The 21768-nt window shown below is 71.7% G+C and carries 21 protein-coding genes; 7 read left to right on the top strand and 14 right to left on the bottom strand.

Features of this window, described 5'->3' with window-relative positions:
• Positions 1–18 precede the first annotated feature (18 nt).
• From ACFFGY_RS18495 to gshB, 8 genes are all read right to left on the bottom strand, one after another.
• A complete protein-coding gene (locus ACFFGY_RS18495) occupies positions 19–399 on the bottom strand; it encodes a hypothetical protein (protein WP_377046002.1) in 381 nt (126 codons plus the stop codon).
• Positions 400–482: 83 nt separating this feature from the next.
• A complete protein-coding gene (locus ACFFGY_RS18490) occupies positions 483–1877 on the bottom strand; it encodes an amidase family protein (RefSeq protein ID WP_377046001.1) in 1395 nt (464 codons plus the stop codon).
• Positions 1878–2164: 287 nt separating this feature from the next.
• The gene (locus ACFFGY_RS18485; protein WP_377046000.1) at positions 2165–2749 is read right to left on the bottom strand and encodes a 3'-5' exonuclease; all 585 of its coding nucleotides are present in this window, start codon (positions 2747–2749) and stop codon (positions 2165–2167) included.
• A gap of 152 nt (positions 2750–2901) precedes the next feature.
• A complete protein-coding gene (locus tag ACFFGY_RS18480) occupies positions 2902–3243 on the bottom strand; it encodes a hypothetical protein (RefSeq protein ID WP_377045999.1) in 342 nt (113 codons plus the stop codon).
• 221 nt (positions 3244–3464) lie between these two features.
• A complete protein-coding gene (hemJ, locus tag ACFFGY_RS18475) occupies positions 3465–3908 on the bottom strand; it encodes a protoporphyrinogen oxidase HemJ (RefSeq protein ID WP_377045998.1) in 444 nt (147 codons plus the stop codon).
• Positions 3908–4597, bottom strand: coding sequence for an HAD family hydrolase (locus ACFFGY_RS18470; RefSeq protein WP_377045997.1), 690 nt, complete (start codon positions 4595–4597; stop codon positions 3908–3910). The genes hemJ and ACFFGY_RS18470 overlap by 1 nt, the downstream gene beginning before the upstream one ends.
• Positions 4594–5703, bottom strand: coding sequence for a ferrochelatase (gene hemH / locus ACFFGY_RS18465; RefSeq protein WP_377045996.1), 1110 nt, complete (start codon positions 5701–5703; stop codon positions 4594–4596). Before hemH ends, ACFFGY_RS18470 begins: the two co-directional genes overlap by 4 nt.
• A gap of 510 nt (positions 5704–6213) precedes the next feature.
• The gene (gshB, locus tag ACFFGY_RS18460) at positions 6214–7167 is read right to left on the bottom strand and encodes a glutathione synthase (protein WP_377045995.1); all 954 of its coding nucleotides are present in this window, start codon (positions 7165–7167) and stop codon (positions 6214–6216) included.
• Between the two features lie 96 nt (positions 7168–7263).
• Here gshB and ACFFGY_RS18455 point away from each other — a divergent pair, with 96 nt between their 5' ends.
• From ACFFGY_RS18455 to dnaQ, 3 genes are all read left to right on the top strand, one after another.
• Positions 7264–8130 carry a shikimate dehydrogenase gene (locus tag ACFFGY_RS18455; RefSeq protein WP_377045994.1) on the top strand — a complete coding sequence of 289 codons (867 nt, stop codon included), beginning with the start codon at positions 7264–7266 and terminating at the stop codon, positions 8128–8130.
• A gap of 256 nt (positions 8131–8386) precedes the next feature.
• The gene (gene coaE, locus ACFFGY_RS18450) at positions 8387–8983 is read left to right on the top strand and encodes a dephospho-CoA kinase (protein ID WP_377045993.1); all 597 of its coding nucleotides are present in this window, start codon (positions 8387–8389) and stop codon (positions 8981–8983) included.
• A gap of 139 nt (positions 8984–9122) precedes the next feature.
• Entirely contained in the window at positions 9123–9815 is a 693-nt protein-coding gene (gene dnaQ / locus ACFFGY_RS18445) for a DNA polymerase III subunit epsilon (RefSeq protein ID WP_377045992.1), read from the top strand.
• Between the two features lie 433 nt (positions 9816–10248).
• Here the strand turns inward: dnaQ and ACFFGY_RS18440 are convergent, their stop codons facing one another.
• On the bottom strand, positions 10249–10959 hold the full coding sequence (locus ACFFGY_RS18440; RefSeq protein ID WP_377045991.1) for an acid phosphatase: 711 nt from the start codon (positions 10957–10959) through the stop codon (positions 10249–10251).
• Positions 10960–11164: 205 nt separating this feature from the next.
• On the opposite strand from ACFFGY_RS18440, the gene ACFFGY_RS18435 reads away from it, so the two are divergent.
• Positions 11165–11830 carry a DapH/DapD/GlmU-related protein gene (locus ACFFGY_RS18435; protein ID WP_377045990.1) on the top strand — a complete coding sequence of 222 codons (666 nt, stop codon included), beginning with the start codon at positions 11165–11167 and terminating at the stop codon, positions 11828–11830.
• A gap of 312 nt (positions 11831–12142) precedes the next feature.
• Here ACFFGY_RS18435 and ACFFGY_RS18430 read toward each other — a convergent pair whose 3' ends face one another.
• The 3 genes from ACFFGY_RS18430 to ACFFGY_RS18420 form a co-directional block, all read right to left on the bottom strand.
• Complete coding sequence (locus tag ACFFGY_RS18430) at positions 12143–12394, bottom strand: helix-turn-helix domain-containing protein (protein ID WP_377045989.1); 252 nt, start codon at positions 12392–12394, stop codon at positions 12143–12145.
• A gap of 228 nt (positions 12395–12622) precedes the next feature.
• Positions 12623–13972, bottom strand: coding sequence for a glutamate--cysteine ligase (locus ACFFGY_RS18425; RefSeq protein WP_377045988.1), 1350 nt, complete (start codon positions 13970–13972; stop codon positions 12623–12625).
• Positions 13973–14103: 131 nt separating this feature from the next.
• Entirely contained in the window at positions 14104–14883 is a 780-nt protein-coding gene (locus ACFFGY_RS18420; RefSeq protein WP_377045987.1) for a 16S rRNA (uracil(1498)-N(3))-methyltransferase, read from the bottom strand.
• Between ACFFGY_RS18420 and ubiA the strand changes: the two genes are divergently transcribed.
• The 3 genes from ubiA to ACFFGY_RS18405 all read left to right on the top strand — a co-directional run bounded on the left by ubiA (position 14882) and on the right by ACFFGY_RS18405 (position 18392).
• Complete coding sequence (gene ubiA, locus ACFFGY_RS18415; RefSeq protein WP_377045986.1) at positions 14882–15781, top strand: 4-hydroxybenzoate octaprenyltransferase; 900 nt, start codon at positions 14882–14884, stop codon at positions 15779–15781. The genes ACFFGY_RS18420 and ubiA overlap by 2 nt on opposite strands.
• Positions 15782–15936: 155 nt before the next feature.
• The gene (locus ACFFGY_RS18410) at positions 15937–16683 is read left to right on the top strand and encodes a class I SAM-dependent methyltransferase (protein ID WP_377045985.1); all 747 of its coding nucleotides are present in this window, start codon (positions 15937–15939) and stop codon (positions 16681–16683) included.
• Between the two features lie 521 nt (positions 16684–17204).
• Positions 17205–18392 (top strand): fatty acid desaturase, encoded by a 1188-nt coding sequence (locus ACFFGY_RS18405; RefSeq protein ID WP_377045984.1) that lies wholly within the window; start codon positions 17205–17207, stop codon positions 18390–18392.
• A 451-nt stretch (positions 18393–18843) separates the two neighbouring features.
• Here ACFFGY_RS18405 and ACFFGY_RS18400 read toward each other — a convergent pair whose 3' ends face one another.
• The gene (locus ACFFGY_RS18400) at positions 18844–20232 is read right to left on the bottom strand and encodes a sensor histidine kinase (RefSeq protein WP_377045983.1); all 1389 of its coding nucleotides are present in this window, start codon (positions 20230–20232) and stop codon (positions 18844–18846) included.
• A 71-nt stretch (positions 20233–20303) separates the two neighbouring features.
• Positions 20304–21437 (bottom strand): FIST signal transduction protein, encoded by a 1134-nt coding sequence (locus tag ACFFGY_RS18395; protein WP_377045982.1) that lies wholly within the window; start codon positions 21435–21437, stop codon positions 20304–20306.
• Between the last annotated feature and the right edge of the window lie 331 nt (positions 21438–21768).

Raw genomic sequence — 21768 nt, 5'->3', positions numbered from 1 at the left:
CGCGAACGGTGCCCCGGCTTACCAGTAGGCGGCGCGCGTTTCCGGGTAGACAGGGGCCGCGCGGTAGACCACCGGCGGCGGCTGATACACGACCGGCGGCGGCTGGTAGACCACGGGCGGGGGCGGGGCATACACCACCGGCGGCGGCGGCGCGTAGTACACGGGCGGGGGCGGTGCGGCCTGGTTCAGGGCCAGCGCGCCCAGCACGCCGACACCCAGGCCGAGGGCCAGGGCCCCGCCGGCGCCGATGCCGCGGTCATGGCCACGGTAGTAGCCACCACCATGGTAGTAGCCGCCGCGGCGACCCCAGTAGGGATCGGCATGGGCCGTGGTGGAAAGGGCTGTCCCGAAGGACAGGGCGGTCAGGGCAGCGATGCCAAGCTTGGTGAAGCGACGCATGTCTTTTGCTCCTCGACCGTGAAGATGGGGAGCGGGCGTGGCGGAATCGAGGCGTGTCTGCCACGCGGTCGAGGCGAAGTGATTCAGACTGTAACCGGATCGACGGGCCGGACAGGCTCGGGCGCGATGATCTCGCCGGCCTGAAGCAGCAGGTCCTCGCGGTAGCGCCCGGCCACCAGCTGCACCCCCATCGGTGCCGGCGCATCGCCCGAGGTGGCGACGCTCAGCCCCGGCAACCCCATCAGCGGCAGTCCCACCTGGGTCAGCTGCGCCTCGACCACGCGCTCGAAGCCGTCCGGCGTGGCGATGTCCAGGGCGTCCACGAAGGGCGGCTCGGCGGAGACCGGCAGCAGCACCACGGGATAGCGTTCCAGGAAGGCGATCCATTGCCGCAGGAAGCCCGCGCGGGCGGTGAGCGCGTCCGCGACGCCGTGCTGTTCGGACGGCGGCGCCAGGCGCTCCATGGCTGCCAGCACCGCCAGGGATTCCGGCTCCGCCTCCTCCGCGAAGGCACGGTTGCCGCCCCGCCGGCTCTCGGCCAGCCAGAGCACGGCCTGCAGCCGGGCGGGTTCGCGCAAGGGCGGGCAGGGAGTTTCCGCCACGGTCCAGCCGGCCTCCTGCAGCTGCAGCGCCGCCGCCCGCAACGCGGCCTCGACGGCGGGGTGGGTGGCAAGCCCTTCCGGCCGGACGCAGAGCGCCGCGCGCCTGGGCGCCGGCGGCCCTTCCAGCGGCGCCGGAACCCACCAGGGATCGCGCGCGTCCGGCGCCGCCATGGCGGCCAGCGCCAGGCGCAGGTCGGGGATCGAGCGCGCCAGCGGCCCGGACACCGCCATCAGCTGCGCGCCGATCGCGCGCTCGGGGCTGCTGGCGTTGAAGGCGGCGACGCGGCCCAACGTCGGGCGCAGCCCGTGCACCCCGCAGGCATAGGCCGGGTAGCGGATGGAGCCGCCGATATCGGTGCCGTGCGCCAGCGCGCCGATGCCCGCCGCCAGCGAGGCCGCCGCCCCACCCGAGGAGCCGCCGGGCGTCAGCGCGGGGTCGCGCGGGTTGCGGGTGTTGCCGTGCAGGGCGTTGCGGGTGAACCAGCGCAGCGAGAAGGCCGGCGTGTTGGTGCGGCCCAGGATCACCGCTCCGGCACGGCGCAGGTTGGTCACCACGGGGTTGTCGTGCTTCGCGATCAGGTCGCGCTGCAGCCGCAAGCCGTTGGTGGTGGCGTGGCCGGCCTGGTCGGCATTGACCTTGATCGTGACCGGCACGCCAGCGAGCGGCCCCAGCGCTTCGCCGGCCGCACGCCTGGCGTCGAGGGCGCGTGCCTCGCGCAGGACCTCCTCGGGCTGGCAGTCCACCACGGCGTTGATGGCGGGGTTGGCCTGCTCCAGCCGTTCCAGCGCATCCCGCGCCACAGCCTCGGCCGACAGTGCGCCGGAGGTGACCCGATCGGCCAGTTCCGCGGCTCCCAGACGCCAGAATTCCGTCATCCGCCTCTGCTCCCGCCCCGGTCGTGCCGCGGCGCAGTGTCGGACGGTGCGGGCGCGGTTGTCGAGCCTGCCCGGCACGGACCTTCCTCCGGGCGCGACACCCTCGCAGCGGTTCCTCCAGCCTGGGCTACCTCGAGGCGAAAGGCCTCCAGCGGGAGGCTCCAGGCGGGCAGCCGTGGACATGTGCCTCCTTCGGCGTAACCCTTACGGACTAATCCCGCTGAGGGCTAACACCGGAGGACTGGTCCAGGGATCGAACCCCGGGCGCCGTCCCCAGGGTTCGCTTCTCAGCGCAGGTTGGTGGGCGGGTGCAGCCGCGTCTGGCCGGGCTCCTGGCCGTGCAGGACCCGCAGCAGCTGCGCGGCCAGGGCCGCGTCCTCCAGCGCCCCGTGCAGCGCCGTGTCACGCCCCAGGCCCAGCGTGGCGGAAGCATGTGCCAGACCCGCCTTCTCGCCGGGACGGAAGCGGCGCCAGGCGCGCAGGGTGCAGTAGTCCGCTTCCCAGGGCAGCGGCTGGTCGAGCAGCGCGTATTCCCGGCACAGCATCCGGCGGTCGAAGCTCAGGTTGTGCGCGCAGGCCACTGCGCCCCGGAAGAAGCGCGCGATCTCCCGCGCATGAACCTCGAAGCGCGGCTGACGCGCCAGGAAGCGGTCGCTCATGCCATGAACGCGCGCCGCGCCGGGGTGGCAGGGGCGCCCGGGCGCGAAAACGAGGTGCAGGCTGTCCACCACCTCGAACCCGGCATCGAGGCGCAGGGCGCCCAGCGACACCACACGGTCGCCAACGGTGCAACCAGTGGTTTCTGTGTCGAAGACGACGGCCTCGGCGCCGGGCGGCAGTCTGGGTGGTGGCTGATCTGGAACAGGGGGCATCTTGCTGGGGCGGAGCTTAGCGTCCCTCGCCCCAACAGAACAATTCCCGAACCGCGGGCCTCCTCCGCCGCGGCGGGCACCGGGCGCCTTGTTTCACGTGAAGTCGGAAGCGGCGGCCCCGACCTGCGGTGGCGGAAAGAACCCGTCGTCGTTCAGCGCACCGGCCCGGTGCCTGGACCGCCGCCCGTGTCGGACGAACCGGCGTTCGAATTGTCGCGCGGCGTGGAGCCCGCACCGCCCGAGGTGGTGGGCGTGCTGGGTGAGGGCGAGGTCACGGCGGGGCTGGAATTCGTCGAGGACCCGCCGCGCGGCGTGTCGTCGCGCATCGGCTGGGTGGTGGGGGTGGACGCGCCCGGCTGCGACGTGCCGCGCGAGGAACCCGCGCCGGAATTGTCGGTGGGCGTGGACCCTACGCTGGGCTGGGTGGTCGGCACCTGCGCCATGGCCGTGCCGGTGGCGAGAAAGATCGCGGCCGCGACGGGAAGGAAGCGCATGACGTTCTCCTGCTCCGGCCATCGGATGCGCGGGCAGGGGGGACCCGTGCCCGACGCCCCGCGCCGCTGTGTTGCAGGCTTAACGATGCAACCAGGGGATGGTTGGACCGGATGGTTGGACTGGCGCGACCCGCAGCCGGGTGCCGGCCGGAAAACGGACCCGGGGGCCGGCTCACCCGGTCAGGCGCGTCGCCCCTTTCCCAGCGGGTGCGTCGGACGCCTCAGAACGGCTTCACGATCACCATGATGACGATCAGGATCAGCAGGACCGTCGGGATCTCGTTCACCATGCGCCAGAACCGACCGGAGTAGCGGCGCTCGTCGCGCTCGAAGCCCTTCCGCTGCGCCGCCAGGAAGCCGTGCGTCGCGGTCATGGCCAGGAAGCCGAACATCTTGCCGTGCCACCAGCCGGCGCTCCAGTCCACGACGCCGGGCGTCATCACCAGCGTCAGGCCGAAGATCCAGGCCAGGATCATCGCCGGGTTCATGATGCCGCGCAGCAGGCGCCGCTCCATGGTCTTGAAGGTTTCGCTGGTGGCGGAACCGACCGGCTCGGCGGTGTGATAAACGTAGAGGCGGGGCAGGTAGAACATCCCGGCCATCCAGGCGATCACCGACAGGAGGTGCAGCGCCTTGGTCCAGGGATACAGCAGCGCCAGGTCCATCACGCCGCTTCCCGCCGCAGGCCCAGCAGCGCCGGCAGGTCCCGCATCTGCGCGAACAGCGCCGCGACGCCCACGGCCCGCAGCGCGTCGGGGTCGGTCTCGCGGCAGAAGCCCAGAACGCGGCAGCCGGCGGCAACACCCGCCCGGGCGCCGGTGGCGCTGTCCTCGATCACCGCGCAATCCGCAGGGCGGGCGCCGCAGGCCGTGGCCGCGGCCAGGTAGATGTCCGGGTGCGGCTTGGCGCGCGCCACGTCCTCGTAGGAGAAGACGCGGTCCCCGAAGTAGCGGCCGAGATCCAGGCGCTCCAGCTTCGCCCGCAGCTCCACGCGTGAGGAGTTGGAGGCCAGCGCCACCGGCACGCCCGCGGCCAGCAGCGCGTCCAGAACCTCGCGCGCGCCGGGCACGGGCGGAACCTCGCGCGCCATGGTGTCGGTGATGCGCAGCTTCAGCGCCTGCGCCCAGTCGGGCGGCAGGGCGCCGACCCGCGCCTCGATCAGCGGCACCATGTCCGGCAGCGCCATGCCGAGAAACACCGTGCCGGCCTCGTCCGGCGTCAACGGCCAGCCGCGCGCCGTCAGCTCGGCCGAGACGACGCGGTTCACCAGGTGCTCGCTGTCGGCCAGCACGCCGTCGCAGTCGAACAGCACGGCGGTGGGACGCCAGCCGCTGGGAAGGATCTGGGTGGTCATGCGGCGCGCTTGGCTTCCTGGGCTCGGGCGTGTGGGCAGTCGCGTTGACCCTTAGGACACTGCCGCCCGCCTGCCCAGGAACACAGGCTGCGGCCGGAACCGCGGGCATGGCGCACCAGCCCGGCCAGCGAGGCGATGAAGTCGCCATCGGTGTTCTGCGTCGGCACGCGGAAATAGCCGGGCACGCCGTCCTTTTCCGCGACTTCGCGGTATTCCACGTCCAGCTCCACCAGGGTTTCGCTGTGTTCCGACACGAATGCGATGGGGCAGACCAGCACCGCCACCTTGTCCCGGCCCGCCGCGGCGATGGCATCCTCGGTGGAAGGGCCGATCCATTTCTGCGGCGTGGCGCGCGACTGGTAGCAGATGGCGTGTTCCGCGCCCTCGATCCTTAAGCGTTCACACACCGCGGCCACGGTGCGCTCGACCTGCCACTGGTACGGGTCGCCATGCCGGACGATGCTTTCCGGCAGCCCGTGCGCCGAGAACAGGATGCGCAGGCCCGTTTCCGCCGGCAGCTTGGCGCGCGCCTCGTGCCAGGCCCGCCGCACGATCGCCGCGGTGCTCTCGGCGAAGGCAGGATCGGAATGCCAGCAGCACAGCGTCGTGGTCGGCAGCGCCAGCCCGGCCTTGCGGCAGGCCTCGTTCCAGTCGTCGATGCTGCTGCCGGTGGTGGTGGTGCTGAACTGCGGATACAGCGGCAGCAGCACGACCTCCTCGGCGCCCCACTCCCGCACCGCCCGCACGGTCTCCTCCGCGAAAGGATGCCAGTAGCGCATGGCGATGAAGCAGCGCGCTTCCATCTCCGGCTGCAGCACCGCTTCCAGCGCGCGCGCCTGTTCCTCGGTCAGCTCCAGCAGCGGCGAACGGCCGCCCAGGATCGCGTAGTTCTCGGTGGCGGGCTTCAGCCGACGCGCGGCGATGAGGCGCCCCAGCGCCGGGCGCAGGAATCCCGGCACGCGCAGGATCGCGGGATCGGTGAACAGGTTCACCAGGAACGGCTTGATCGCCGCCGGCGAGTCCGGGCCACCGAGGTTGAACAGCACCACGGCCACCTTGCGGCTGTTCTGACTACCAGGGCGGGGCGGAAGAGAAAGGTCGTTCATGCGTGCGGCGGAGATGACACGCGACGGCAGGAGGTCAAGTGACGTTCTCGGGGGTGGTGTTGGGGGAGGCGCTGTGTCGGGGGATGGCTCCGCCTTCCCCCGGAACCCCCAGCCGCCAGGAACCTGAGGTTCCTGGACCTCCCGGGAATTAGCGCTCCGAGGCTCAGACGCGTGCCCGTTCCCCGGTCAGCTCACGCCGGAGAGCCTGGCTCTCCGGCGACTGCCAGGGCAGCCCGCGCGGCCTCATAGATTCTTTTCTGGCCCTTTGCCGGCAGCGTTTCGCCCGCTTCCGGAATGGCGCACGCGTTTACGGCGCAGCGCGCTTCACGGTCCTGTCTAAACACGCGCATCACCCGATCGGACCGCAGCGCCCCGGCTGCCACGCGGCACCAAGCCCCCGGCGGGGTCTCGGGGTGGCCCGGCCACCCCGAGCGGAAAGGGTCCGGGAGAGGCAGCGCCTCTCCTGGCCACGGCACGACGGCGCCGGCGGCAGAAACCGGCGCCCAACTCTCAGCGCGGCGTGACCTTCGCCTCGATGGCATCCCAGATGGCGCGCTCGAGGAAGATGTTGTCGAAGCGCGCGATTTCCTGGAGGCCCGTGGGCGAGGTGACGTTGATCTCGGTGAGGTAGTCGCCGATCACGTCGATGCCCACGAAGATCAGCCCGCGCGCGCGGAGGTCGGGACCGATCCGCGCGCAGATCTCGCGCTCCTGGTCGGTCAGCGTGGTCTGGGTGGCCTTGCCGCCGACATGCATGTTGGAGCGGCTTTCGCCCTCGGCGGGCACGCGGTTGATGGCGCCGCCGATCTCGCCGTCCACCAGGATGATGCGCTTGTCGCCCTTTCGCACGGCGGGGACGTATTTCTGCACCATCAGCGGCTCACGCGAGCGTTCGGTGAACATCTCGAGCAGCGAGGCGATGTTGGGGTCGTCGGGGCGCAGGTGGAACACGCCGGCGCCGCCATTGCCGAAGAGTGGCTTCAGGATGATGTCGCCGTGCTTTTCCCGGAAGCGCAGGATGGCGCGGCGGTCCGCCGTCACCAGGGTTTCGGGCATCAGCTCCGGATACTGGAGGACGTAGAGCTTTTCCGGCGCGTTGCGGACCTCGGCCGGGTCGTTCACCACCAGCGTCTTGGGGTGGATGTGCTGCAGGATGTGGGTGGCCGTGATGTAGGCCATGTCGAAGGGCGGATCCTGGCGCATCAGCACCACGTCGACCTCGCCGAGGTCGAGCTCCACCGTCTCGCCCAGCGTGGCGTGGTTGCCGTGCTCGCGCCGCACCTCGACCGGCTGGGCCCAGGCGGTGACGCGGCGGTTGCTCATCGCCAGGTCGCGCGGGTGGTAGTGCCAGAGCTGGTGGCCGCGATTCTGCGCTTCCAGCATCAGCGCGAAGGTGCTGTCGCCCTTGATGTCGATGCCGCCGATCGGGTCCATCTGGACCGCCACCTTCAAGCTGCGCGTCATGCACCTGCTCCTCAAGCCCCGAGCGGGGGCAAACCCTGTGCGAGTGGCGATCTTGGTGGCATCCCTGCGCGCGCAACACCAGGGGGAGGCTGAGAGGTGCTGACAGGCAAGGCGAAGCTCGCGGGCGTGATCGGCTGGCCGGTGGGGCATTCGCGGTCCCCGCGCCTCCATGGTGCCTGGCTGGAGCGCTACGGGATCGACGGCGCCTACGTGCCGCTCGCCGTGCCGCCCGGCCGGCTGGAGGAGGTGGTGCGCGCCCTGGCGCTGGCGGGGTTCCGGGGCGCCAACGTCACCATCCCGCACAAGGAGGACGCCTTCCGCGCCTGCGACGTGGTGGAGGAAAGCGCCCGCCGCGCCGGGGCGGTGAACACGCTGGTCTTCGAGGACGGGCAGATCATCGGGGGCAACACCGACGGCTGGGGCTTCCTCGAGAACCTGCGCGAACAGGTGCCGGGCTGGGACGTCACGGCCGGAACCGCGGTGATCCTGGGGGCCGGCGGTGCGGCGCGGGCGATCGCGGCGGCGCTGCTGGATGCCGGCTGCCCGCGCCTGGTGATCGTGAACCGCAACACCGCGCGCGCCGAGGCGCTGGCCGCGGCGCTGCGCCAAGGGGGCGCAGGGGATGGCGAGGAGGCCGGGCGGATCCGCGTGGCCGCCGCGCCGCCACTGGCCGAGGCCGCGCTGCTGGTGAACACCACGCCGCTGGGGATGCAGGGGCAGCCGCCGCTGGAGATCGACCTCAGCCCCCTGCCGGACACGGCGGTGGTGGCCGATATCGTGTACGTGCCGCTGGACACCGCCCTGCTGCGCGCCGCCCGGGCACGGGGCCTGCGCGTGGTGGAGGGGCTGGGGATGCTGCTGCACCAGGGCCGGCCCGGCTTCCAGCGATGGTTCGGCGTGCTGCCGGAGGTGGACGCGGCGCTGCGCACGCACGTGGCGGCGGACATCCCGCGCGAGGGTTGAGAGATGCCGGTTCCAGGATGGACGCGGGCGTTTTCCACCGCGCGGGCGGGCCTTTCCGGCGGCCTGCCGCCGCCGTCGGTCGTAGCCGGTCTCGGTGCCCCGAGGGCCCCTGCCCCTGCCGCCCCGCGCGCGCTTTCACCCCGCCCGTTCACCTTGGCGGCATGAGGCAGCCGGAGGGTGACGGCCTGCCCATCTTGCCGCGATCGGGCGCAGGGCGACATGCCCGCCGCGATGGCGCGTCAATGAGGGTGTATCCTTGAAAATCCTGGGCCTCACCGGCAGCATCGGCATGGGCAAGTCCACCGCCGCCCGCGCGTTCCGCCGCCTGGGCGTTCCGGTCTTCGATGCCGACGCGGCGGTGCACCGCCTCCAGGCGCGCGGCGGGCGCGCCGTGCCCGCCATCGACGCGGCCTTCCCGGGCGCGGTGCAGGACGGCGCGGTGAACCGCGAGGCGCTGCGGCGCGCCGTGATCGGCAACGACGCCGCGCTGAACCGGCTGGAGCGGATCGTCCACCCCCTCGTGCGCGCGGAGGAACGGCGCTTCGTGGCGGCGGCGCGGCGGCGCGGGCGGCCGCTGGTGGTGCTCGACATCCCACTGCTGTTCGAGACGGGGGCGGAGCGCCGGGTGGACGCGGTGGCCGTGGTTTCCGCCCCCGCGGCCGTGCAGCGCGCCCGGGTGCTGCGCCGCGCCGGCATGACGCCGGATCGGCTGCGCGCGATCCTGCGGCGGCAGGTGCCCGACGCGGAAAAGCGCCGCCGCGCCGACCACCTCATCCCCACCGGCCTGTCGCGCCACCTGGCCCAGCGCGCGGTGCGGATGCTCGTGCGGCGGTTCCAGGGCGGCCAGGCCTGACGGCAGCGCCCGCAGCCGCGTGACCCTGGGCTGCGGGAAGACCAGGGATGCGGGACGCAAGGCCGCGGAGGCCGGATCGCGTTCCTCTCGCCCTCCACCGAACAGTGCCCGGGTTGGGCGGCCGTGCTAGGATGGCGCCATGCGCGCCCTGATCCTGGATACCGAAACCACCGGCCTGGACCCCGCCACCGGCGACCGCGTCCTGGAGGTCGCGGCGATCGAAGTGATCAACTTCATGCCGACCGACCGGACCTTCCACAAGCTGATCGACCCGGAGCGCGACGTGCCCGAGGAAGCCGCCCGCGTCCACGGCTTCACGCGCGAGATGCTGATCGGCAAGCCGCTGTTTGCCGAGATCCTGCCCGAGCTGCTGGACTTCCTGGGCGACGACCCGGTGGTGGCGCACAACGCGCCCTTCGACTTCGGCTTCCTCGACCACGAGTTCCGCCGCTGCAACGTGCCGGTGATCGACCGCTCCCGCATGGTGGACACGCTGGCGCTGGCCAAGAAGCGCTTTCCAGGCCTGCCCAACAGCCTCGACGCGCTGTGCCGGCGCTTCGCGATCGACAACTCCATGCGCACCTCGCACAACGCGCTGCTCGACGTGCAGCTGTTGTCGCAGGTCTACCTGGAGCTGATGGGCGGCAAGCAGCCAGGCCTCAGCCTGGGCATCCAGGGCAACGGGCCGATGCTGGTGGCCTCGGCCGGGCCGGTGGGGCCGCGCACGCCGCGCCCGATCCTGCCCTCGCCTGAGGAGCTGGAGCGCCACGCGGCCTTCGTGGGGCGGCTGAAGGACAGCCTTTGGTCCAACTTCCCGCCTGCCGGGGGGTGAGGGCGCGCGGTGGCCAGGAGAGGCGCTGCCTCTCCCGGACCCTCTCCGCTCAGGGTGGCAGGGCCACCCCGAGACCCCGCCGGGGGTTTGGTGCCGCGTGGCAGCCGGGGCGCTGCGGGCTGATCGGGTGATGCACGCGTTCAGGCAGGGCCGTGAAGCGCGCTGCGCCGTAAACGCGTGCGCCATTCCGGAAGCGGGCGAAACGCTGCCGGCAAAGGGCCAGAACAGAATCTATGAGGCCGCGCGGGCTGCCCTGGCAGTCGCCGGAGAGCATGGCTCTCCGGCGTGAGCCAACTGGGGAGCAGGCAAGCGCCTGATCGCGGAGGCACCCCTTCCTGGGAGGTCCAGGAACCTCAGGTTCCTGGCGGCTGGGGGTTCCGGGGGAAGGCGGAGCCATCCCCCGACACAGCGCACTATCCGAACCTCAGGACGCTCAGGGCTGCAACCCGAGCGCCGCGCGCAGCTCCGCCCGCGCCTTCGCGAAATCGGCCTGGAAGGCAGGCTTGGTCATCATCACCGCCGCCGCCGCGGTGCCGGCGCGGTAGCCGGCCTCGATGTCGCTGGCGTAGTGGATACCGCCCACGAGGCGGCTCTGCCCGTATTCCTGCACCCGCGCCAGGATGGCGTCGTGGCGTTCCGGCACCATCGCCGCCAGCACGATCCCGGTCATGGTGCCGCGCGTGGTGTGTCCCGACGGGTAGGAGCCCGAGGTGGACAGCGGCACGATCGGCTTGATCTCCGCATTCACCAGGTGCGGCCGCGGCCGGCCGAAGCCCTTCTTGGCGGGGTCGGTCAGCACGTCCTCGTTCTCGGCGACGTGGGCAAGGAAGGCGATCGTCAGCGGCAGTTTGGCGGCGGTGAAGTCCGGGCCCATCACGGTGCCGAACATGGCTTCCGGCGTTTCCGTGGCGTCGTGCACCGCCAGCGCCGCGCGCTCGGGCGAGCGGCTGCGCTGGATCTCGAGAACCTGCGCGATCTCGGCCTGATCCAGCGCCGAGTTGCGCGCGGGCGGCGGGGGCAGCAGCAGCAGGAAGTTGACGTCGGCCGCCGTGACGTAGGGCGCATCCTCGGCCAGGACCGGCAGGGCGGCGAGAAGGGGCAGCGACGCGGCGGCGGCGAGCAGGCTGCGGCGGAATGTGGACACGGAAGCGACCTCACGGCGGATGGACGCCCGGGGCGGGCGCCTCGCGCGCATCTCCGGGCAAGACGCCGCGCGGTCAAAGGACAGATTGATGACAGGGTATCCCGGCGCCGGGCATCCGGAACGGGGGCGAGACGTCACGCAACTGTCTCGCGACCGCCGCGGGTTCCGCTGGCAACAAGCGCGACCCGAAAACGGAGACGCGACGATGGCGGCGGCCAGCCCGGACAACAAGCCGTCCACCCCGAAGCAGCTCGGCCTCGAGCCCCTGATCCACGCCACGGCCGAGGTGCGCAACAGCAGCTTCGGCCATTACTGCGAGGTCGGCGCGCGCACCAAGGTCGTCGACAGCCGCTTCGGCGACTACAGCTACGTCGCCGAGAACAGCGACATCATGGACACGACGCTGGGCCGCTTCTGCTCGGTGGCGGCGCAGGTGCGCCTCAACCCCGGCAACCACCCGCTGGAGCGCGTGGCGCTGAGCCACTTCACCTATCGCTCCGCCAGCTACGGCCTGGGCGAGGACGACGCGGCGTTCTTCGCCTGGCGGCGCTCGACGCCCGTGACGCTGGGCCACGACGTGTGGATCGGCCACGGCGTGACGGTGCTGCCCGGCGTCACGATCGGCGACGGTGCGGCGATCGGCGCGGGCGCCGTGGTGACGCGCGACGTGCCGGCCTTCGCGATCGCGGTGGGCGTGCCGGCGCGGGTGCTGCGCTTCCGCTTCGAGGCGCCGGTGATGGAAAGCCTGGCCCGCATCCGCTGGTGGGACTGGCCGCACGAGCGGCTGGGCGAGGCGCTGGAAGACTTCCGGCACCTGGGCGCGGCGGCGTTCTGCGGGCGCTACGACCCGGGTTTCGAGGATCGGGCGTAGCGTCCGGGGGGCCGTGGCCAGGGCGGGGGAGAAGGAATTCTCCCCCGCCCCGGACCCCAACCCCCTCATCTTTTTTCGGGACGCTGCCGCGGGATTGTGGTGGGGGTGTGCGCTCCGGGTCGATGACCCGGAGCGAGGATCGCCTCAGCACACCGGGAGGAAGTCTGCCCGTTTATCAGAGGAACGGCCTGACCCGTTCCACGACCGCCCACAACCGCCCTGCGGCAGCGTCGGGAAAAAAGATGAGTGGGGGTCCGGGGGAGAGAATTCCTTCTCTCCCCTGGGACGCGCCCAACCCATTGAGGCATGGCCTCAGCCGAAGCTGGTGCCCGCCGCGTAGTGGCCGGTGCGGCTGTTGCGGGTCAGGTCGATGCCCAGCCGGTCCAGCGCCCGCCACACGGCCTCGAGCGTGGCCGGACGGACGCGGCGATGGCCGCACTCGATGCGCGACACGGTGGAGGGCGAAAGCCCCGCCTCGGTCGCCAGTTGTTCCTGATCCAGGCCGGCCAGCATGCGACCGGCGGCGATGACCCTGCCCTGGGCCACCAGACTGTTCATCTGCATGGGAATCTCCAAGTCTCGGTTGCTTCGAGAGATGGTGATTGCAGCGTTCCGGAACAAGGATGAACGGGGCTTAGGGCACAGTTCGGAAAGGATTTTTCCGGCATCCGGGGCACCGCGTGGGCACCGGTCGGAGGCTCGTCGCAGCAGGGCGCCGGGGGTGGTGGCAGGACGCCTCGCCGACCGCGCCAGAGGGGGCGCCGGCAGCCGCCGGCACGCCCCGTGCCGGAATCAGACCGCGGCCTCGTCGAAGATGCGCCGCACGTCGCCGTTCCAGACGGTGCGCGAACGCTCCAGCCAGTGGTCGGCCTGCGTCATGCCGCTTTCCGCGATCGCCTCGACCGGGGCCAGCAGCACCTCCTCGCCCAGGCCCCGCGCCCGCAGCCCGTCTCGCGCGATGCGCACCACGTCCCGCGCCACGTCGCGCAAGGACCGGCCGCCGACGGTGGCGCGCAGCCCCAGCTTCGGGACCTCCGCGCGCAGGCGCCGCATCTCCTCGACGCTCCAGCCGCGCACCAGCTCCAGCCCCGCCTTCTGCGCCGCGTCGTCGTAGAGCAGCCCTGTCCAGAAGGCCGGGTGCGCCACGATCATCTCGGGGCTGCCCACGTCGGCGCCGCGCATTTCCAGGAAGCGCTTGAGGCGAACGTCGGTGAACACCGTGGTCACGTGGTCGGCCCAGTCGCCCATCGTGGCCCGGATCTCCGGCCGGCCCGGCAACCCGTCCGCCATGAAGCGGCGGAAGCTGGTGCTGGTGGCGTCCACGAAGGCGCCCTCGCGCATCACGAAGTACATCGGCACGTCGAGGACGTATTCGACGAAGCGCGCGAAGCCGAAGCCTTCCTCGAACACCACCGACGGGATGCCGGTGCGGTCCGGGTCGGTGCGGGTCCAGACCTCGCCCCGCAGCGTCAGGAAGTCGGTGGCAGCTCCTTCCCGGAAGGGCGAGCTGGCCCAGAGCGCGGTGGAGAGCGGCTGCAGCGCCAGCGAAAGGCGCAGCTTCTCCACCATGTCGTTCTCGTCGCCGAAGTCGAGGTTGCTCTGCACCGTGCAGGTGCGCAGCATCATGTCGAGGCCGAGCTCGCCCACCCGCGGCATGTAGTCGCGCATGATGGCGTAGCGCTGCTTGGGCATCCACGGCATGTCGGCGCGGCGGGCGAGGGGATGGAAGCCCACCGGCAGGAAGGCGATGCCCAGCGGTTCCGCGACCTCGCGCAGCTCCGCCAGGTGGGAGTCGAGCTCCCGCTTGGTGGCGTGCACGTCGGCGACCGGCGCGCCCGACAGCTCCGTCTGCCCGCCCGGCTCCAGCGACACCGAGGCGTTGTCCCGCACGAGGCCGATCGGGTTGCCGCGGTCGAGGATCGGCTCCCACCCCTTGGCGGCCACGCCTTCCAGGATGGCGCGGATGCCGCCGCGCGGGTCGTCATAGGTCGGTGCCGAAAGGTCGTCGCGGCGGAAGCCGAACTTCTCGTGCTCGGTGCCGATGCGCCAGTCGCCGCGCGGCTTGGAGCCGGCGGCGAACCAGTCGGCGAGTTGGCGCACGGAGGTGATCGGCGTCAGATCGGCCTCGCCGGGATTGGACATGCTTCGCTTCCGTGTGCGCTCTCGGGCAGGATGCCCTTCGAGCCGGCGCCGCCCCGGAGAGGGCGAACCGGCTCGCGTTGGTGTTGTTGCGTGTTCCGGCCCCTGGCGGTGCCGCCCGGCCGGAAAGCGCGTCAGTTCCGGCCGTGGCCGAGGTCGCCGCAGATCGCCTGCAGCACCGCCAGCCCCGAGACCGCCGCCGTTTCGGCCCGCAGGATGCGCGGGCCCAGGGCAGCTTCGACAACAAAGGGGCGCCGCCGCATGGCGTCAAGTTCCACCGGTGTGAAGCCGCCCTCCGGCCCGGTCACCAAGCCGACAGGCATGGCCCGGCCCTCCTCGGCAAGCCTGGCCGCCGCCACGGGCAGGGCAGGGGCCGCGCCGCGCTCGGCCAGGAGGAACAGCGGCACCGCCGGGTCCCAGCGGTCCAGCGCCGCGTGCAGCGGCAGCGCGTCCGCGATCGCGGGGATGTCCAGCCGCTCGCACTGTTCCGCCGCCTCGCGCGCGATCAGCCCCAGCCGGGCGAGGTTCACCTTGTCGGCCACGCAGCGCGCCGTGATGACCGGCTGGATGGCCGCGACGCCGAGCTCGGTGGCCTTTTCCACCACCCATTCCATCGCGTCGCGCTTGATCGTGGCCAGCAGCAGCTGCGGCCCGCCCGGCTCTGGCTGCGCCCGCAGCCGGGCACCCACGGTGAAGCGCGCCTCGTCCTTGCGGATCGTGCTCACCGTGGCGGCGAACTCGCCGTCGCGGCCATTGAAGACCACCACGGGATCGCCCGGCCCGCGACGCAGCACGGAACCGAGGTAGCGGCCCTGGCCGGGCAGGGCGGGAACCTCCTCACCGGGGCTGAGGGGCGCATCGAGGAACAGGCGTGGGATGGACATGGCGTGCTGGGAGGAGACACTAGCACGCATGGCCGCTTTCACCGACATCCGGGCAGAGGGGTGGGTTTCCCACCTGCCCGCCGCTGCCCGCCCCTATGCTCTGCTGGCCCGAATGGACCGGCCGATCGGCTCCTGGCTGCTGTTCCTGCCCGGGCTCTGGGCCTTCGCGGCCGCGGCGCCGGACTGGGGCACGGGGCTCTGGCTCACGCTGCTGTTCGCGGTGGGGTCGGTGGCGATGCGCGGGGCCGGCTGCGTGGTGAACGACCTGTGGGACCGCGACATCGACCGCCGGGTGGAGCGCACCGCCGGCCGCCCGCTCGCCTCGGGCGCGGTGCGGCCGCGGCAGGCGCTGCTCTGGCTGGCGGCGCTGTGCCTGGTCGGCTTGATCATCCTCTTGCAGCTCAACCGCACCGCCATCCTGCTGGGCGTGCTGTCGCTGGTGCCGATCGCGCTCTACCCGCTGGCCAAGCGCGTGACGGACTGGCCGCAGGCGATGCTGGGCTTCGTGTTCTCCTGGGCAGCGCCCACCGGCTGGGCCGCCGCCACTGGCGCCCTGCCGCCCGCCGCCGTGGTGCTCTGGGTGGCCGCCTTCTTCTGGATCCTGGGCTACGACACGGTTTACGCCCACCAGGACCGCGAGGACGACGCGAAGGTCGGCATCGGCTCCTCGGCGCTCACACTCGGCGAGCGGACGCGGCCCTTCCTGCTGGTGGTCTACGCGCTGGTGGTCGCGCTGCTGGTGCTGGCGGGATGGCTGGCCGGGCTGCGTCCGCTCTTTATTCCGGCGATGATCCTGCCGGCGGCGCTGCTGCTGCGGCAGGTGGTGCAACTGCGGATCGACGACCCTGCGCTCTGCCTCGCGCTGTTCCGCTCCAACCGAGAGGTCGGGCTAGCCGTCGCGCTCGCCTTCCTGATCGGCCGCCTGTGAACGATCCCGGCCAGAACAAACCCGGCCAGAACAGACCCAGCCTGGGCGGCGTCAGCTCCGGTGAACCCGGCTCGGGCGAAGCCAACCCTGGTGAATCCATTCAGGGCGAACCCGGTCGGGGCGAACCCAGCCGGGATGAGCTTGGCCCGGATGCATTGAGCCGGGATGAACCCGGAACCGGGACGGCGGCGCACGGCCCCGCACCGGCGCCGCGCGACGCCGCGGCCGACGAGCGCTTCGTGCGCGACCACACGGTTCTGGCCCGGCCGCCCCTGGTCCCGGAGATCGAGCTCCACCTCGCCACCGAGATCACGCCGATCTGGCAGGCCACCGAGCGCTGGCTGGCGCAGGAAGGCATCGAGCCACCTTTCTGGGCCTTTGCCTGGCCCGGCAGCCAGGCCCTGGCACGGCTGGTGCTGGATGAGCCCGCGCGCGTCCGCGGCCGGCGCGTGCTGGACTTCGCGGCCGGCGGCGGCCTCGCCGCGATCGCCTGCCATCGCGCCGGGGCGACGGTCGTGGAGGCGGCCGAGCTCGACCCGCTGGCCTGCGCCGCCACCCGCCTCAACGCCCGGCACAACGGCGCCCCCGTGCGCGACATCTGCGGCGACGTGGTGGGCGAGGGGCTGCGGGGTGCGCCCCGGGATTCGTCGGGCGAGGCACTGCGGCGCTGGGACGTCGTGCTGGCCGGCGACGTCTGCTACGAGGCGCCGATGACCGGCCACATCCTGCCCTGGCTGCGGCGCCTCGCGGGTGAGGGGGTTGAGGTCTGGGTGGCCGACCCCGGCCGTGCCTACCTCCCGCGCGAGGGGATGGAGGCAGGCCCCCGCTTCCTGGTGCCCACGACTCGGGAGTTAGAGGACCGCGACCAGCGCGAAGTCACGGTCTGGCGCCTGCGGCCCTGACCGGCGCGCCCCGGCACCGGGGTGCTGACCCGATCCGGGCGCCGGGCTGCCTCGCCGCTGCCGGAGGCGGAACCGTCCCGCTCCCGCCCGGCCTTCCGGGTGGCCGACGCGCGCAACCGTTGCGCCCGTCGCACCGCTGCCGGATGATCCCGGCCGCACCGTGGCCCATCCTCTTACGCACTGTATCGCCAGGGCCCGCAGCAGCGTGGCCCTCGCCATCGGCCGGGTCGCCATTGGACGCGGCCACTTCCGTGTTTCGCGGCAACCGCGAGGCGACACCGGTCGGGCGGCAACCGCCCGAGGCGAAACGTTCTTCTAATGTTCCGGAAGAAGCCAGGGTGCCGCTTCGCTAAAGGCGCAAGACATTTCGCGCGACGTATGTATCTCGATGCTCGGCAGCACGCATATTCCTGTGCGCGTGTCTTGCCGGCACCTTCTCGTTTCGGACGCGAACGAAAGCGTCGTTCGGCAAGACAGTGACAGTCTATTCTGCCGAACACAACCAGAGCGAGAAAATATACATGTCATTTCTTCCCTCCCGCCAGCCGGATCCGGCGCAGCTTCACTCCGCCTCTTTCCTGCGTGACGACCCGCGCGGGCGCATGGCCGAACGCCTGCCCCGCGCGATACAGCCCTTCCTGACCTGGATCACCGCCAAGCCCGCTCCGGGCGAGGATGCGCCCGAGCGCCCGGCGCACAGCTTCGTCGCCGGCGCGCTGGGCGCCATGGCGGCGGGCGTGCTGCTGAGCGTGCTGGCGCTGGCGGTGGCGATGCCGCTGTGGCTCGCGGCCGCGATGCTGTTCGTGGGGCTGACCGCGACCTCCTCGGGGCTGGGCGTGTTCCAAGTGGTGATCTTCCACCACTGCTCGCACGGCACCGTCTTCAAGACGCGCGAGCGCAACCGCACCGTCGGCCGCCTCGTCTCGGCGCTGCTGCTGTTCAAGCGCTTCGAAGACTACCAGCGCGAGCACATGCTGCATCACTCCGCCAACAAGATGCTGACCGACGAGGATGAGTTCACCGGCTTCGTGTTCGGCATCTGCCGGCTGGAGCCTGGCGTCAGCAAGCGCGAGCTGTGGCGCCGCGTGGTCGTGAACCTCGTCTCCCCGAAGTTCCACGGCACCTTCATGATCAAGCGCATCAAGTCCGCGATGTTCGGCGGTGACCGCCAGCACGACTGGACCAGCCGTGCCGCCTACGGCGCCGCCTTCGCCATCGCCGCGGCGACCGGCACGCTGACGGAGTTCCTGGTGGCCTGGATCCTGCCGCTGACGGTGCTGCTGCAGATCGCCACCGTGTTCCGCATCCTGTGCGAGCACCGCTTCCCCGAGGTCGAGCTGATCCAGGCGCGCGGCAAGGCCTTCGTCTGCGCCTCCACCACCGGCGTCTTTCCCGGCGCCATGCCCCCGGCCGAGCGCGCCACCACGCTGCGCGGCTTCGTGCTCTGGGCGTTCTGGTGGGCCAACACGCTGACCGCCACGCTGTTCTCGCGCGTCTTCGTGATGGTGGGCGACGCCCCCTGCCACGACTTCCACCACCGCCGCCCGGCCAACCGCAAGTGGACCACCTACGCCCACGCGCGCCAGCAGGACTCCGACGCGGGCTCGCCGGGCTTTCCGGCCGGCTACACCGAGAACTGGGGCCTGCTCCGCGCGGTGGACGCCAACCTCGCGACCCTGGCCGCCACGCCGCCCGGCATCGTGGCGTGAGCCACGTGGGACAATCCGACGGCGTGAGCCGGGTGAGAAAACCCGGTGGCATGAGCCGGGTGGGGAAACCTGATGGCGTGAACTGGGCGAAGCAGCCCGATGGTATCAGCCCTGCGGGACAGCCCGGTGATGCAGGCCGCCCGGAAAACTCCGGCGGCACGGGCCGCCCGGGGAAAGCTGCTGAACGCCATCCGGGAAGCACCCGGGGCCCTGGCGCCACGGCGCGTAGCCCCGGCGGGAGGGCTGCGCGAACAGGTCGCGACGGGGGCCGCGTGGTGCCGCGTCACGGCCCGGATCAGGCGGCGCTCACCCCGCCGCGCGGCCGGAGGACGTGCAGACATCCTGCCCGAACCCGGCCTCGCGTACCGCTCCGGCCGCTGCGGGCCGGGCTACGGCCGCCACGGCGTGCCGCGACCTGTGCGCCGCCGACGCCCGTCGGGCATGGCAGCCGTCAGGCGGGGGGCTCGACGCCGTGGTGCACCCGCGCGGCCGGCAGGATCACCGTCACGGTGGTGCCCACCCCCGGCGCGCTCTCGATCTCGAGCCTGCCGTCATGGGCCTCCACCAGCCCCTTGGCGATCGGCAGGCCCAGACCGGTGCCGGGCGAGGAACGGCTGAGCAGGTCGCCCACCTGCTGGAAGGGCTCCAGCGCCCGCGGAATGTCCTCGGGCGCCATGCCGATGCCGTTGTCGGCGATGGCGATGCGCAGCGGCTCGGCGGGATCGGACTGGGTGACGCGCAGCACCACCTTGCCGCCCGGGGGCGTGAAGCGCAGCGCATTGCCCAGGAGGTTGTCCAGGATCTGCCGGAAGCGGGTCCGGTCCATCCGCACCCAGCACAGGGCCTCCGGGTCGATCCCCGGCTGGACCGGAAACTCCATCAGGATCTGTAGGTCGCGGTCCGCCGCCATGCCGCCCGCGGCGCTCGCCGCGTCGCGGACCATCTCCACCAGCGGCAGCCAGCGCAGCGCCAGCGGCGTCCGCCCGCCGGCCAGGGCGGAATAATCCAGGATCTCGTTGATCAGCGACAACAGGTGCCGGGCCGAGTTCAGGATGTGGCGGTTGTATTCCCCGCGATCCGCCTCCGAGGGCGTGAAGGAGGAGCCGGTGGCCATCATCTCGCTGAAGCCGATGATGGCGTTGAGCGGCGTGCGCAGCTCGTGCGTCAGCGTCGCCAGGAAGCGCGAGCGGGCCGAGCTCGCTTCCTCGGCCACGCTCTTGGCCTGGCGCAGCTCCACCTCCGCCTGCTTGCGCAGCAGCACGTCGATATAAACCGACAGCGCGCCCTCGATCAGCTCCTGGTCCGCTTCCTCGAAGGGACGCGACACGTTGCTCTCGCTCTGGTTGCCCAGGATCAGCGCGATGCCGGTGGCGGCGTCGTAGGCCCACAGGATGTAGGGCAGGCGCAGGATGCCGGTCAGCTCGTAGGCCGGCGGCTCGAGCCGGGTGCGCGAGGTGGTGAAGAAGAAGGCGGGCGGCGAGGGGATCGACACCCAGGCGCCCGGGCCCTCGCCGCCGTGCTCTCCCCCGAGGCCCATCGCGTGGGTCAGCCGGAAGCGCTGGCTGCCGCGGGGATGTTCCTGCAGCAAGGCCGCGCGGTCGCACATGGCGTTGTCCACCACGATCTCGAGCATCGGCTCGCCGATCTCGGCGGGCGAGGTGTTGCGGTCCGCCAGGCGATAGGCCTCGCGGATCAGCTTGGCCACGGTGCGCGACCGCCGCGCCTCGCGGAAGGCCTGGCTCTGTTCCTCCTGCAGGCGCAGCAGCCGCGCGCCCAGCGCGTTGCACTCGCGCCGGTAATAGGCGAGCTCGCGCTCGAGCTGCCCCGCCGGGCCGGGCACGGGGGTTCCGGGGATCGGTCCTCCGGGTACCGGCCCACCGGGGGGCGGGGTGGCGGCGGGGGGATAAACCGTCACGCGTCCTCCGCCCGCCCCTCGCCGACGCGCAGCACCGTCATCACGCCGGTCCAGTCCAGCGGCCGGCTGTAGCCCTCGAAAGGCGCGATCTCCACGCCCGAATAGAAGCCGGCGAAGGGCACGCCGGGCGGCAGGCCGCGCAGCACCATCTCCACTTCCTCGACCGGGGCGCCGGAACGCGCGCTCGCCCGGCCGGCGCAGTCGATATAGAGGGCGAGGAAGCAGGACGGATCGCTCAGCGCCGAATGCAGGCCCGCCATGCCGGCGCGCACGGAGTCGAGCATCAGCATGTTGTCGCGCGCCATGATCTGCACCAGCGCGCCCTGCCGGAAATCCGGTTCAAACAGCGTCACCGAGCCGGTCTCGGGATTGGCACTCAGGATCAGGCGGTTGACGTAGTCGTTCTCGTCGTAGTCGCCGAAAGGGTCACCCTGCTTCTGTCCCAGCGTCGCCAGCAGCGACAGCTCCTGCCCGCGGGTGGCGCCCAGCGACAGGCCCAGCATCCGCTCGATCACGCCCAGCGCCGGCTGGCCGTCCAGCTCGTATACCTCGGCACCCTCGACGCGGGTGATCTCCATGAAGGTGCTAACCGGGCGGCAGCCATGGAGGATCGCGGTTTCCACCGTGACCTCGGGCGGAAACACCAGCGCCACCGCCAGGTGCCGGTGGACCTGCCCGTCGTGGAACACCCAACCGTCCGACAGGTTCATGTCCGTGAGCGTGCCGCCGCCCACGAGTCGCACCGGGTGCCCGTCCAGCCCCTGGCCGAAGCCTTCCACGATCAGGCTGCCGGGATGCAGCCGCAGCGGCGACCGGCTGGCCACGCTGTCGAACAGCATCAGCACCGTGGCATCGGGTGCCGCCGTGGCGCGCACGCGCTCGCCCAGCAGCCGGCCGCCGGCGACCTCGTCGGGCAGCAGCTCGGCCGACACGATCTGGGGGAGGGGGTCGTCCTCGCCGAAGGCCAGGACCAGCAGCTCCAGCCCGCTGTAGCCGAAGGCCGCGCGCGACACCGCGCCCGCCGCCGCCCCGCCCACCACGGGCACCGGGCCCAGCCGCTCATGGAGGACGCGCAGCACGGTTTCGCCGTCCAGCTTGCCGCCGCAGAAGACGATCAGCAGGCGCGGCACGGCACCGCCCAGCTCATCCAGGCAACGGCCTGCCGCAACGGCCGCGTCCCCGTGACGCTGAAACGCGACCCGGATCACATCTTCACTCCCGCCTGAAACACTGTCCGCCTGCCTTCGCGCTGCCGCAAAATCTTGGTCTTGGCAATTGGGAACCGCCGAACGGAGCCGCAGATCCTTTCGGCGCCTCACGTCACTATCGCCATGGTTGTGGCTGCAACATAAATTTTACGGCATCGTATCTTTTGTGAGATTGATGATTGACGAACGGTTAAGCTAGAAACCAGTGCCGGTGTCAGTCATGGTCACGCCGGTGCCGTTGCCGAAGACGACG

Origin of the sequence: Roseomonas elaeocarpi, assembly GCF_042433915.1 — a bacterium.
GTDB lineage: Bacteria > Pseudomonadota > Alphaproteobacteria > Acetobacterales > Acetobacteraceae > Roseomonas > Roseomonas elaeocarpi.
Note: the sequence above shows the minus strand (reverse complement) of the source record. Positions and strands in the feature narration are given on the sequence as shown.